Source organism: Pantoea sp. FN0305, assembly GCF_050113845.1.
GTDB lineage: Bacteria > Pseudomonadota > Gammaproteobacteria > Enterobacterales > Enterobacteriaceae > Mixta > Mixta alhagi.
Map to the genome: position 1 here is coordinate 22,786 of NZ_JBNJSN010000016.1, position 13,701 is coordinate 36,486.

10 protein-coding genes are annotated in these 13,701 nt (G+C 52.3%); 1 reads left to right on the top strand and 9 read right to left on the bottom strand.

Annotated features, from left to right (window positions below; translation table 11 throughout):
* The first annotated feature begins 96 nt into the window (after positions 1-96).
* Positions 97-282 carry a hypothetical protein gene (locus ACQE3Y_RS20015; RefSeq protein WP_426982372.1) on the top strand — a complete coding sequence of 62 codons (186 nt, stop codon included), beginning with the start codon at positions 97-99 and terminating at the stop codon, positions 280-282.
* A 319-nt stretch (positions 283-601) separates the two neighbouring features.
* On the opposite strand, the gene rpoC is transcribed toward ACQE3Y_RS20015, so the two are convergent.
* From rpoC to ACQE3Y_RS20060, 9 genes are all read right to left on the bottom strand, one after another.
* Positions 602-4,825 (bottom strand): DNA-directed RNA polymerase subunit beta', encoded by a 4,224-nt coding sequence (gene rpoC, locus ACQE3Y_RS20020; protein WP_426982373.1) that lies wholly within the window; start codon positions 4,823-4,825, stop codon positions 602-604.
* A gap of 96 nt (positions 4,826-4,921) precedes the next feature.
* Positions 4,922-8,950: a DNA-directed RNA polymerase subunit beta gene (rpoB, locus tag ACQE3Y_RS20025; protein ID WP_426982374.1), complete on the bottom strand. Its 4,029-nt coding sequence runs from the start codon at positions 8,948-8,950 to the stop codon at positions 4,922-4,924.
* 325 nt (positions 8,951-9,275) lie between these two features.
* Complete coding sequence (gene rplL / locus ACQE3Y_RS20030; protein ID WP_038629792.1) at positions 9,276-9,641, bottom strand: 50S ribosomal protein L7/L12; 366 nt, start codon at positions 9,639-9,641, stop codon at positions 9,276-9,278.
* A 62-nt stretch (positions 9,642-9,703) separates the two neighbouring features.
* The gene (rplJ, locus tag ACQE3Y_RS20035; RefSeq protein WP_012772934.1) at positions 9,704-10,201 is read right to left on the bottom strand and encodes a 50S ribosomal protein L10; all 498 of its coding nucleotides are present in this window, start codon (positions 10,199-10,201) and stop codon (positions 9,704-9,706) included.
* A gap of 348 nt (positions 10,202-10,549) precedes the next feature.
* Positions 10,550-11,254: a 50S ribosomal protein L1 gene (gene rplA, locus ACQE3Y_RS20040; RefSeq protein WP_250651102.1), complete on the bottom strand. Its 705-nt coding sequence runs from the start codon at positions 11,252-11,254 to the stop codon at positions 10,550-10,552.
* A gap of 3 nt (positions 11,255-11,257) precedes the next feature.
* The gene (gene rplK / locus ACQE3Y_RS20045; protein ID WP_085069544.1) at positions 11,258-11,686 is read right to left on the bottom strand and encodes a 50S ribosomal protein L11; all 429 of its coding nucleotides are present in this window, start codon (positions 11,684-11,686) and stop codon (positions 11,258-11,260) included.
* 151 nt (positions 11,687-11,837) lie between these two features.
* Positions 11,838-12,383, bottom strand: coding sequence for a transcription termination/antitermination protein NusG (gene nusG, locus ACQE3Y_RS20050; RefSeq protein WP_085069543.1), 546 nt, complete (start codon positions 12,381-12,383; stop codon positions 11,838-11,840).
* A 1-nt stretch (position 12,384) separates the two neighbouring features.
* Entirely contained in the window at positions 12,385-12,768 is a 384-nt protein-coding gene (gene secE, locus ACQE3Y_RS20055) for a preprotein translocase subunit SecE (RefSeq protein ID WP_085072266.1), read from the bottom strand.
* A 231-nt stretch (positions 12,769-12,999) separates the two neighbouring features.
* Positions 13,000-13,701: EF-Tu/IF-2/RF-3 family GTPase (locus tag ACQE3Y_RS20060; protein ID WP_426982375.1), on the bottom strand; the 702-nt coding region annotated here is incomplete at its 5' end.

Genomic DNA, 13,701 nt, shown 5'->3' on the forward strand with positions numbered 1-13,701 from the left:
TTTACTTAATTTTCGCGTTTATTACTGATTTCAATAATTTTTTTGAGTAAAGCGCAGGTAAAGCGACTAAAGGAGATATGCTAACAGGGAGAGAAAATGGCTAATCGTGATAGCGTCATTGATGGGCAGTACGCACCTGTATCGGATAATGGGCTGGTCTACTCCGACGTTCCTGGCTGGATAGATTTAGGCCATGCCAGAGGAGATGATGTACGGTTTCTTTTAGACAATATGGATATCGGTGAGCATAGCCAAATTTTGAATCAGGTCTTGCAGAGATAGTGACAAATAATGGCACCCAGATAAACGTCTTAACCCGACCGAGAACATTTGATGTTAAAAGAACTCCATAGGATAGCGACCATTATTACCGGGCAAGTGGTGCACCGCTTATCTTGATTGGCATACTGAAAGAGCGACCTTATCATTCCTTGATGTCCCCGTTATGCATGGCGATATTATTCTTCCTCAGTAAATATCGTTTTTTTCACAACAGGTGAAAACAGGATCAGAAAAGCTTACATGTTTTTGGATTTCCATAAAAAAACCCTGCCGAAGCAGGGTTTTTTATTTATGGCTCTAACGGCGCTACGTCTGACGATTACTCGTCGTCGTTGCCACCGAGGCCGGCGTTCAGCAGCTCGGCCAGGCTGGCCGTTGCTTCTTCCGCGCTCACCTGAGGCGCCACGGTCGGCTCGCCAGACTGGCGACGACGCATACGATCCTGATGGTACGCGTAACCGGTACCAGCCGGGATCAGACGACCCACGATCACGTTCTCTTTCAGGCCGCGCAGTTCATCACGCTTGCCTGCTACTGCGGCTTCGGTCAGGACACGGGTGGTTTCCTGGAACGATGCTGCAGAGATGAACGATTCGGTTGCCAGTGACGCTTTGGTAATACCCAACAGATCGCGAGCGTAAGTTGCGCCCACTTTGCCATTGGTTTCCAGATCGCGGTTGGCAATCTTCACGCGTGAGTATTCTACCTGCTCGCCTTCCAGGAACTCGGAGCTGCCCGCGTTAGCGATGGTTGCTTTACGCAGCATCTGACGCACGATAACTTCGATATGTTTATCGTTAATCTTAACGCCCTGCAGACGGTATACGTCCTGCACTTCGTTAACGATATAACGGGTCACAGCCTGAACGCCACGCAGACGCAGAATGTCATGCGGTGATTCCGGACCATCGGAGATAACGTCACCACGTTCTACGCGCTCACCTTCAAACACGTTGAGCTGACGCCATTTCGGAATCATCTCTTCGTACGGATCGCTACCGTCGATCGGCGTGATCACCAGACGACGCTTGCCTTTGGTCTCTTTACCGAAGGAGACGATACCGCTGATTTCAGCCAGAATCGCAGGTTCTTTCGGACGACGCGCTTCAAACAGGTCAGCAACGCGCGGCAGACCACCAGTAATATCTTTAGTACCGCCAGATTCCTGCGGCACACGCGCCAGCGTATCACCAGAGCTGATCTTCACACCATCTTCCAGCTGAACAATCGCTTTGCCCGGCAGGAAGTACTGTGCCGGCATATCGGTGCCCGGGATCAGTACATCGTTACCGTTAGCATCAACGATTTTCAGTGCCGGACGCAGATCTTTACCACCTGTGGTACGTTCTGCGGTATCCAGTACCACCAGCGAAGACAGACCGGTCAGCTCGTCAGTTTGACGGGTAATGGTCTGGCCGTCGATCATATCGGTGAAACGGATGAAACCGCTCACTTCAGTGATAACCGGCATGGTGTGTGGATCCCAGTTCGCTACCGTTTCACCGGCATTGACCTGCTCACCGTCACCTTTCGCCATGGTCGCACCGTAAGGCACTTTATAGCTTTCTTTGGTGCGCCCGAATTCGTCGATCATTTTCAGTTCAACGTTACGGGAGGTAATAACCAGCTTGCCAGCGGAGTTGGTAACCGACTTGGCGTTGGTCAGCTTGATAGTACCTTTGTTCTTCACCTGGATGCTGGATTCAGCAGCCGCACGCGATGCCGCACCACCGATGTGGAAGGTACGCATCGTCAGCTGTGTACCCGGCTCACCGATTGACTGTGCCGCGATAACGCCGATAGCCTCACCGTTGTTGATGATGTGGCCACGCGCCAGGTCACGACCGTAGCAGTGTGCACACACACCGAAGTCGGTTTCACAGGCAACAACAGAGCGAACTTTAACGCTGTCGACAGAGTTCTGCTCCAGTACGTCACACCAGTGCTCATCAAGCAGAGTGTTACGTGATACCAGAATGTCAGCAGTGCCCGGCTTCAGTACGTCTTCTGCCGTTACACGGCCAAGAACGCGCTCACGCAGCGGCTCTTTAACGTCGCCACCTTCGATAACCGGCGTCATCATGATGCCTTCATGCGTACCACAGTCATCTTCGGTTACTACCAGGTCCTGCGCCACGTCAACCAGACGACGGGTCAGATAACCGGAGTTTGCCGTTTTCAGTGCGGTATCCGCCAGACCTTTACGCGCACCGTGTGTGGAGATGAAGTACTGGAGTACGTTCAGACCTTCACGGAAGTTCGCGGTGATCGGCGTTTCGATGATGGAGCCATCCGGCTTCGCCATCAGACCACGCATACCAGCCAGCTGACGAATCTGAGCGGCGGAACCACGCGCACCAGAGTCGGCCATCATAAAGATGCTGTTAAAGGAAACCTGTTTTTCCTCTTCGCCGTCACGGTTGATAACCGTTTCGGTAGAGAGGTTTTCCATCATCGCCTTAGCAACACGTTCGTTTGCCGCGGCCCAGATATCGATAACCTTGTTATAGCGCTCGCCAGCCGTTACCAGACCAGACTGGAACTGTTCCTGAATCTCAGCCACTTCCGCTTCCGCTTCGGTGATGATTTCCACTTTCTTCGCCGGAATAACCATATCATCGATACCAACGGAAGCACCTGAACGGGCTGCGTAGGCAAAACCGGTGTACATGGTCTGGTCAGCAAAGATAACGGTCGGCTTCAGGCCCAGAATGCGGTAACAGGTGTTCAGCATTTTGGAGATCGCCTTTTTACCCAGCGCCTGGTTGACGATGGAGTACGGCAGACCTTGCGGTACGATCATCCACAGAATTGCACGGCCGATAGTAGTATCGATAATGCTGGTTTTCGGGATGAAATCGCCCTGCTCATTTTTTTCGTATTCAGTGATACGCACTTTAACGCGCGCATGCAGCTCGGCCAGGCCAGCGCGATAAACACGCTCAGCTTCTTTCGGGCCAGTCAGCACCATGCCTTCGCCTTTGGCGTTCACTTTGTCGCGGGTCATGTAGTACAGACCCAGTACAACGTCCTGAGACGGAACGATGATCGGTTCGCCGTTCGCCGGAGACAGAATGTTGTTGGTCGACATCATCAGCGCACGCGCTTCCAGCTGGGCTTCCAGCGTCAGCGGTACGTGAACAGCCATCTGGTCACCATCGAAGTCGGCGTTATATGCCGCACAAACCAGCGGATGCAGCTGGATAGCTTTACCTTCGATCAGAACCGGTTCAAAAGCCTGAATACCCAGACGGTGCAGCGTCGGCGCACGGTTCAGCAGAACCGGGTGCTCACGGATAACTTCATCCAGGATATCCCAAACTACCGCTTCTTCACGCTCAACCATTTTCTTGGCGGCTTTGATGGTGGTAGCAAGACCACGCAGCTCCAGCTTGCCGTAGATGAACGGTTTGAACAGTTCCAGCGCCATTTTCTTCGGCAGGCCGCACTGATGCAGACGCAGGTAAGGACCTACGGTAATAACGGAACGACCAGAGTAGTCGACGCGTTTACCCAGCAGGTTCTGACGGAAACGACCCTGCTTACCTTTGATCATGTCAGCCAGCGACTTCAGCGGACGCTTGTTGGAGCCAGTGATGGCGCGACCACGACGGCCGTTATCCAGCAGCGCATCTACCGCTTCCTGCAGCATACGTTTTTCGTTACGTACGATGATATCTGGCGCAGCCAGATCCAGCAGACGTTTCAAACGGTTGTTACGGTTAATGACGCGACGATAAAGATCGTTCAGGTCAGAAGTCGCAAAACGACCGCCGTCCAGCGGAACCAGCGGACGCAGATCCGGCGGCAGAACCGGCAGCACGGTCAGGATCATCCACTCCGGCTTGTTGCCAGACTGCACGAACGCTTCCAGCAGTTTGATACGCTTGGTCAGCTTCTTACGTTTGGTCTCGGAGTTGGTTTCGTTCAGCTCTTCGCGCAGCTGCTCGCATTCCTGCTCCAGATCCATATTCTTCAGCAGCGCCTGGATCGCTTCCGCGCCCATCTTCGCATCGAATTCGTCGCCAAACTCTTCCAGCGCATCCAGATACTGCTCTTCAGTCAGGATCTGACGCTTCTCGAGGTTGGTCATACCGCCTTCAACCACCACATAGGATTCGAAGTACAGTACGCGTTCGATATCACGCAGCGGCATATCCAGCAGCAAACCGATACGGGACGGCAGAGACTTCAGGAACCAAATGTGCGCAGTCGGAGAAGCCAGCTCAATGTGGCCCATACGCTCACGGCGCACTTTAGTCTGGGTCACTTCAACGCCGCACTTCTCACAGATAACACCGCGGTGTTTCAGGCGCTTGTACTTACCGCACAGGCATTCATAGTCTTTTACTGGCCCGAAGATACGGGCGCAGAACAGACCATCACGCTCTGGCTTGAAGGTACGGTAGTTAATGGTTTCCGGCTTTTTCACTTCACCGAAAGACCAGGAACGGATCATGTCTGGCGAGGCCAGAGCAATTTTGATCGCATCAAACTCTTCGGTTTTAGTTTGCGCTTTCAGAAACTTAAGTAAGTCTTTCACGGATTAGCTCCCGTCGGAGTGAGACTTCTCAAGAAAGCCCGGGCAAGCCCGGACTCTCTTGTAACCAGTACGACTGCGAGTGCTACCTTGCGGTAATTACTCGTCTTCCAGCTCGATGTTGATACCCAGCGAGCGGATCTCTTTCAACAGTACGTTGAAGGATTCCGGCATGCCCGGTTCCATCTGATGGTTGCCGTCCACGATGTTTTTATACATTTTGGTACGACCGTTAACGTCATCAGACTTAACGGTAAGCATTTCTTGCAGCGTGTAGGCCGCACCGTATGCTTCCAGCGCCCACACTTCCATCTCACCGAAGCGCTGACCACCGAACTGTGCCTTACCACCCAGCGGCTGCTGAGTAACCAGGCTATAAGAGCCGGTAGAACGTGCGTGCATCTTGTCATCAACCAGGTGGTTGAGTTTCAGCATGTACATGTAGCCAACGGTAACCGGACGCTCGAACTGCTCGCCAGTACGGCCATCAAACAGGGTGATCTGGCCAGAAGTCGGCAGATCGCCAAGCTGCAGCAGCTCTTTGATTTCGCTCTCTTTCGCGCCATCAAACACCGGCGTTGCGATCGGCATACCTTTTTTCAGGTTCTCTGCCAGGCGCAGCACTTCATCATCAGAGAAGGTGTTCAGATCAACACGCTGACGTACGTCGGCACCCAGATCGTAAGCACGCTGGATAAACTCACGCAGCTTGGCGACTTCTTCCTGCTTCTTCAGCATCGCATTGATCTTGTCACCAATGCCTTTGGCAGCCATGCCCAGGTGCGTTTCCAGAATCTGACCGATGTTCATACGTGACGGTACGCCCAGCGGGTTCAGTACGATGTCGACCGGCGTACCGTTCTCATCGTAAGGCATATCTTCGATCGGGTTGATCTTGGAGATAACACCTTTGTTCCCGTGACGACCTGCCATCTTGTCACCAGGCTGGATCTGACGTTTAACGGCCAGATACACTTTAACGATTTTCAGCACACCCGGTGCCAGGTCATCGCCCTGAGTGATTTTGCGGCGCTTCGCTTCAAGTTTCTTCTCAAACTCGTGCTTCAGCTCATCGTACTGCTCAGCCAGCTGCTCCAGCTGATTCTGTTTCTGCTCGTCGGTCAGGCCCAGCTCCAGCCAACGCTCGCGCGGCAGCTTGTCCAGTTTTTCCGCTTCCACACCGCCGGAAACCAGCACTGAGTGGATACGGGCAAACAGGCCAGCTTCGAGGATCTGCAGTTCTTCAGTCAGGTCTTTTTTCGCCTGCTTCAGCTGCATCTCTTCGATTTCCAACGCGCGTTTGTCTTTTTCCACGCCATCGCGGGTAAAGACCTGCACGTCGATAACGGTACCTGAAACGCCGTTTGGTACGCGCAGAGAAGAGTCTTTAACGTCAGACGCTTTCTCACCGAAGATCGCACGCAGCAGTTTCTCTTCTGGCGTCAGCTGGGTTTCACCTTTCGGCGTTACCTTACCAACCAGAATGTCGCCACCGGTCACTTCCGCACCGATATAAACGATACCGGATTCATCCAGCTTGGAGAGCGCAGCTTCACCCACGTTCGGGATATCAGCGGTGATCTCTTCAGGCCCCAGCTTGGTGTCACGCGACACGCAGGCCAGTTCCTGGATATGAATCGTGGTAAAACGATCTTCCTGTACTACGCGCTCGGAGACCAGAATGGAGTCTTCGAAGTTGTAGCCGTTCCACGGCATGAACGCTACGCGCATGTTCTGACCCAGCGCCAGTTCACCCAAGTCGGTGGACGGACCATCAGCCAGCACGTCGCCGCGCTCAACCGGCTCACCCAGAGAAACACACGGCATCTGGTTGATGCAGGTGTTCTGGTTAGAACGGGTATATTTAGTCAGGTTGTAGATGTCGATGCCGGCTTCGCCCGGATACATCTCTTCTTCGTTAACTTTGATAACGATACGAGAAGCATCAACATACTGTACGGTACCACCACGTTTCGCTACGGCGGTTACACCGGAGTCAACCGCTACCGCACGTTCCATACCGGTACCTACCAGCGGCTTATCAGCACGCAGAGTCGGAACCGCCTGACGTTGCATGTTCGCACCCATCAGGGCGCGGTTAGCATCATCGTGCTCCAGGAACGGGATCAGGGACGCACCGACAGAAACCACCTGCTGGGTGGAAACGTCCATGTAGTCAACCTGGTCGCGGCTGAACAGGCTCGATTCGCCTTTGCTACGGCAAGTCACCAGATCATCGACAAAATGACCCTCTTCATCGAGGTTGGTGTTCGCCTGAGCGATAACGTAGTTACCCTCTTCGATAGCAGAGAGGTAATGAATTTCGTCGGTGACCACGCCATCGATAACGCGACGGTACGGCGTTTCAAGGAAACCGTATTCGTTAGTCTGCGCATATACCGACAGGGAGTTGATCAGACCGATGTTCGGACCTTCCGGCGTTTCGATTGGACATACGCGACCATAGTGAGTCGGGTGTACGTCTCGCACTTCGAAGCCTGCACGCTCACGCGTCAAGCCGCCTGGGCCCAGGGCAGAGATACGACGCTTATGCGTGATCTCTGACAGCGGGTTGTTCTGGTCCATAAACTGAGACAGCTGGCTGGAACCAAAGAACTCTTTCACCGCCGCGGAGATCGGCTTAGCGTTAATCATATCCTGCGGCATCAGGGTATCGAGGTCGCCCAGAGAGAGACGCTCTTTCACCGCACGCTCAACGCGCACCAGACCTACGCGGAACTGGTTTTCGGCCATTTCGCCTACGGAGCGGATACGACGGTTGCCGAGGTGGTCGATATCGTCCACTTCGCCTTTACCGTTACGGATACCGATGAGCTTCTTCATGACTTCGATGATGTCATCTTTGCTCAGGATACCAGAGCCTTCGATTTCATCACGGCCGAGAGAGCGGTTGAACTTCATGCGGCCTACCGCAGAAAGGTCATAACGATCTTCGGAGAAGAACAGATTCTCAAACAAGTTTTCCGCAGCTTCACGCGTCGGCGGCTCGCCCGGACGCATCATGCGATAGATCTCAACCAGCGCGCTCAGGCGATCGTTGGTTGGGTCAACGCGCAGCGTTTCGGAGATATAGGCGCCGTGGTCAAGGTCGTTGGTAAACAGCGTTTCGATACGCTTATGACCCGCCTGGCTCAGCTTGGCCAGCAGATCCAGCGACAGCTCCATGTTAGCGGATACGATCAGCTCACCGGTGCTTTCGTCAACGTAGTCTTTAGCAACCACTTTGCCTGCAATGTACTCCACCGGCACTTCGATATGCTGGATACCATCTTTTTCCAGCTGACGAATATGACGCGCGGTAATACGACGGCCTTTTTCAACGTAGACCGTACCGTTCGATTCGATATCGAAAGAGGCAGTTTCGCCACGCAGACGCTCAGGCACCAGTTCCATCTGCAGCTTGTTGTCACGGATTTCAAACACCACTTTTTCGAAGAACAGATCGAGAATCTGCTCAGTGGTGAAGCTCAGTGCGCGCAGAATGATACTAGCCGGCAGCTTACGACGACGGTCAATACGGACGAACAGGTTGTCTTTCGGGTCAAACTCAAAGTCAAGCCATGAACCGCGGTAAGGGATGATACGTGCGTTATACAGCACTTTACCCGAAGAGTGGGTTTTACCCTTATCGCTGTCAAAGAATACGCCAGGACTACGATGCAGCTGAGAAACGATAACCCTTTCAGTACCGTTGATAACAAAGGTACCGTTTTCGGTCATGAGCGGAATTTCGCCCATGTAAACTTCTTGTTCTTTGATGTCTTTAACGGTGCCTTCCGGCGCTTCGCGCTCGTAGATCACCAGGCGCAGTTTAACGCGCAGCGGAGCAGAATATGTCACGCCACGGATCTGACACTCTTTCACATCAAATACAGGTTCGCCTAAGCGGTAGCTGACATACTGCAGCTCAGAGTTGCCGCTATAGCTCTGGATTGGGAATACGGAACGGAATGCAGCTTCCAGACCGTATTGGCCTTCCGGATCTTGCTCGATAAACTTCTGGAACGAGTCAAGCTGGATAGAAAGGAGATAAGGAATGTCCAGAACCTGTGGACGTTTCCCAAAATCCTTACGAATGCGTTTTTTCTCGGTATAGGAGTAAACCATAGGGTTCCTCAGCTAGCTGACAAGTCGACCCACTCTGTCCGTCCTGAAGGACAGTTCATGCAACACTATTTTGTTTGCCGGAAAGTACGAGAGACTTTCCGCAATACGTCTTTCTATCACTCTTAAATCATTTCATTGCTGTTGCATGGGCAGGGAACCCTGCAGGGAAGCAGTATATTAAGGCGTCGATAGAAAAAGATATTGAAGACGTTCAATGGACAAACAGTGCGAAACCCCATTGAAGCCCTGTAGCGCAAAAAGGCTGGTGACCAAAAAGTCACCAGCCATCAGCCTAAAAAGTCAGGCTGCAACCTGGAGGGTTGGCTTATTTAACTTCAACTTCAGCGCCAGCTTCTTCCAGGGATTTTTTCAGAGCTTCAGCGTCGTCTTTGCTGATGCCTTCTTTCAGCGCAGCCGGTGCAGACTCAACCAGATCTTTCGCTTCTTTCAGGCCCAGGCCAGTTGCGCCACGTACTGCTTTGATCACAGCAACTTTGTTAGCGCCAACAGCTTTCAGGACTACGTCGAACTCAGTTTTTTCTTCAACAGCTTCAGCCGGGCCAGCAGCAACAGCTACAGCAGCAGCAGCAGAAACGCCGAATTTTTCTTCCATAGCGGAAACCAGTTCAACCACTTCCATTACGGACATAGCGGCTACTGCTTCCAGAATTTGATCTTTAGTGATAGACATGACAATTGTTCCTAAGAATCAGAAAATAGTGTGTACGTAAAAGTGCGTAGTAAAAGAAGGCCTTAAGCGGCTTCTTTTGCATCGCGTACGGCAGCCAGAGTGCGGACCAGTTTGCCTGCAGCGGCTTCTTTCATGGTCGACATCAGACGTGCCAGTGCTTCTTCGTAGGTCGGCAGCGTTGCCAGACGGTCAATTTGTGCCGCCGGGATCAGCTCACCTTCAAAGGCTGCAGCTTTGACCTCAAATTTTGCATTCGCTTTCGCGAACTCTTTGAACAGACGAGCAGCAGCGCCCGGGTGTTCCATAGAGTATGCAATCAGGGTCGGACCAACAAACGTGTCTTTCAGGCACTCGAACTGAGTACCTTCTACGACGCGGCGCAGCAGGGTGTTACGAACAACACGCATGTAAACGCCAGCTTCACGACCTGCTTTACGCAGTTCAGTCATTTTATCAACGGTAACGCCACGAGAATCCGCAACTACCGCAGACAGCGCGCCTTTGGCTACTTCGCTGACTTCAGCAACAATCGCTTGTTTGTCTTGAAGATTTAATGCCATTAGCTTTTGCTCCTGGATTTTAGCCGGAGGAAAAATTCCACCGGAACTCACTTCACCTGGCGACCGGAAGGAAGCCAGGCGCTAAAACACGGTGAGCAGAATCCAGAAAATAAAAATATTCTTCAGGCTCTGTCACCGTCTACGCAGGAATATTAAGTTTCTTTCGAAACACCTGCGGTCTTGGACGGAGGCCTGGATAAGGCCAGGCTCCAACCGAAAATCTGTTGCCTTGCTTTTTCTTTGGCATCGTTACAGATGCTAAAAATAAAACTTCAGGCATGCGTTCTGTTTTAACAGAACAACGGGCGTAAGATTCTAGTAGAAACTTTCGCCCGCGTAAAGCGATTATTAATTCGCCACTGCAGTCAGACCAGACTGGTCGATGGCAACGCCAGCGCCCATGGTGGTAGACAGGCTAACTTTCTTGATGTACACGCCTTTCGCCTGAGACGGTTTTGCTTTTTTCAGCGCAACCAGCAGGGCTTCCAGGTTTTCTTTCAGTTTGTCAGCGTCGAAATCAACCTTACCGATAGTGGTATGGATGATGCCGTTTTTGTCATTGCGGTAACGAACCTGGCCAGCTTTAGCATTTTTAACTGCTTCAGCAACGTTCGGCGTAACCGTACCCACTTTCGGGTTCGGCATCAGGCCGCGCGGACCCAGAACCTGGCCCAGCTGGCCAACAACGCGCATTGCATCCGGAGATGCGATAACAACGTCAAAGTTCATTTCGCCTTTTTTGATCTGCTCAGCCAGATCTTCCATACCTACCAGCTCTGCGCCAGCTGCTTTCGCAGCTTCAGCGTTTGCGCCCTGGGTAAATACAGCAACACGTACAGAGCGACCGGTACCGTGCGGCAGTACAGTTGCGCCACGCACGTTCTGATCGGATTTACGAGCGTCGATGCCGAGGTTTACAGCAACGTCAACGCTTTCAACGAATTTAGCGGTAGCCAGTTCTTTCAGCAGAGCAACAGCTTCGTTGATGTCATACTGTTTAGTCGCATCAACTTTGTCACGGATCACACGCATGCGCTTGGTCAGCTTAGCCATTTCTTAGTCCTCCACTACCAGGCCCATGGAACGAGCAGTACCTTCGATAGAGCGAGTCATCGCTTCTACGTCAGCACCAGTCATGTCCGCAGCTTTGGTTTCTGCGATTTCACGTACCTGAGCACGGGTTACTTTACCGACTTTGTCTTTGTTCGGCTTGCCAGAACCAGACTTGATACCCGCCGCTTTTTTCAGCAGCACAGCTGCCGGAGGCGTTTTGGTAACGAAGGTGAAAGAACGGTCAGAATAAACGGTAATAACAACCGGAATCGGCAGACCTTTTTCAATGCTTTCTGTTTTGGCGTTAAACGCTTTACAGAATTCCATGATGTTAACGCCCTGCTGACCCAGAGCCGGACCTACTGGCGGACTCGGGTTAGCCATACCAGCTGCAACCTGCAGCTTGACGTAGGCTTGTACTTTCTTAGCCATGATATTTCCTCTTTTGGGTATAACGCCGTTTAAGGCTTCCCGTGATTAATCTTTCACATGGCATTAAAGCCACATAAAAACAAAAGGCGCGAAATTGTAGGGCAATTTCGCGCCTTCTGCAACCCTTAATCGAAAATTTCGATTGGGCAATTTAGCCTTTTTCGACCTGGCCGAAATCCAGCTCAACCGGTGTGGCACGGCCGAAAATAGAAACAGACACCTTCAGGCGGCTCTTCTCATAATCAACTTCTTCCACCACGCCGTTAAAGTCGGCAAACGGACCATCGTTAACGCGAACCATTTCACCTGGCTCAAACAGCGTCTTGGGACGGGGTTTGTCGCCAACCTGCTGCAGGCGGTTCATGATCGCATCAACTTCTTTATCGCTGATGGGTGCCGGGCGATCGGAAGTTCCGCCGATGAAACCCATAACACGCGGAACGCTGCGCACCAGGTGCCAGCTCGCGTCATTCATAACCATCTGCACCAGGACGTAACCCGGGAAGAATTTGCGCTCGCTTTTACGACGCTGGCCGCCACGGATTTCTACCACTTCTTCAGTGGGCACCATGACTTCGCCAAACAATTCTTCCATGTTGTGCAATTTGATATGCTCACGCAGCGACTGTGCTACGCGCGCTTCAAAACCGGAAAACGCCTGAACGACGTACCAGCGCTTTTTTGGAGCTTCAGACATCTCAGAACCTCAGGCCAGTGATAAACGATACCAGACGGACCAGAATACCATCCAGCCCCCACAAAATCAGTGACATCACGGCGGTAACCGCGGCAACGATTAACGTGGTATGCAGCGTTTCTTGACGCGTAGGCCAAATGACTTTGCGCACTTCGGTTCTGGCTTCACGAGCGAAAGCCAGCGTTGCTTTACCTTTCGTCGTTAACAGTGCGATACCGCCCGCCAACGCGATGAGAACAACAACAGCCAATGCGCGCAGCGGTAAGGTCACTTCGCGATAATAGAAGTTACCTACGATTGCTACGATCAGCAAAATGGCGACGACTACCCACTTTATTGCTTCCAGGCCGCGCCCGCTTCCTTGAGCTTCGGTATTAGCACTCATAAACCAACCTGCCACATAAATCAGAAACAATTTTGCCCCGCGCATGCGAGGCAGCCAAACCGAATGCAGCTGTTAAGGCGTAACTCGGTCGATCACGCCGTGCTACAGAGCCTGTCTCAGCAATGATTATGAGCGGAAAATCACTGATGAGCCAGGTTCTATGTTACAGCGTATAAAAAGGGCATCAAATGATGCCCTCTTCTTGTACGTTGCGTCAAATGTTATCGGCAATTAGCCCAGAACTTTAGCAACAACGCCCGCGCCTACGGTACGGCCGCCTTCACGGATTGCGAAACGCAGACCGTCGTCCATCGCGATCGGGTGGATCAGGGTAACAACCATTTTGATGTTGTCGCCCGGCATTACCATCTCAACGCCTTCCGGCAGTTCGATGGTGCCAGTCACGTCAGTAGTACGGAAGTAGAACTGAGGACGGTAGCCTTTGAAGAACGGAGTGTGACGGCCGCCTTCGTCTTTGGACAGAATATAAACTTCTGATTCGAACTGGGTGTGCGGCTTGATGGAGCCCGGCTTAGCCAGAACCTGACCACGCTCGATCTCTTCACGCTTGATACCACGCAGCAGAACACCAACGTTCTCACCAGCACGACCTTCGTCCAGCAGTTTGCGGAACATTTCAACGCCGGTACAGGTAGATTTCGCCGTATCTTTGATACCAACGATTTCAACTTCTTCACCAACTTTGATCACGCCACGCTCAACACGACCGGTAACAACGGTACCACGGCCAGAGATTGAGAATACGTCTTCGATCGGCAGCAGGAACGGCTTATCAATCGCACGCTCAGGTTCCGGGATGTAAGAATCCAGGTGACCAGCCAGCTCGATGATTTTCTCTTCCCACTCTGCTTCGCCTTCCAGCGCTTTCAGCGCGGAACCGCGAACGATCGGAGTGTCGTCGCCCGGGAAGTC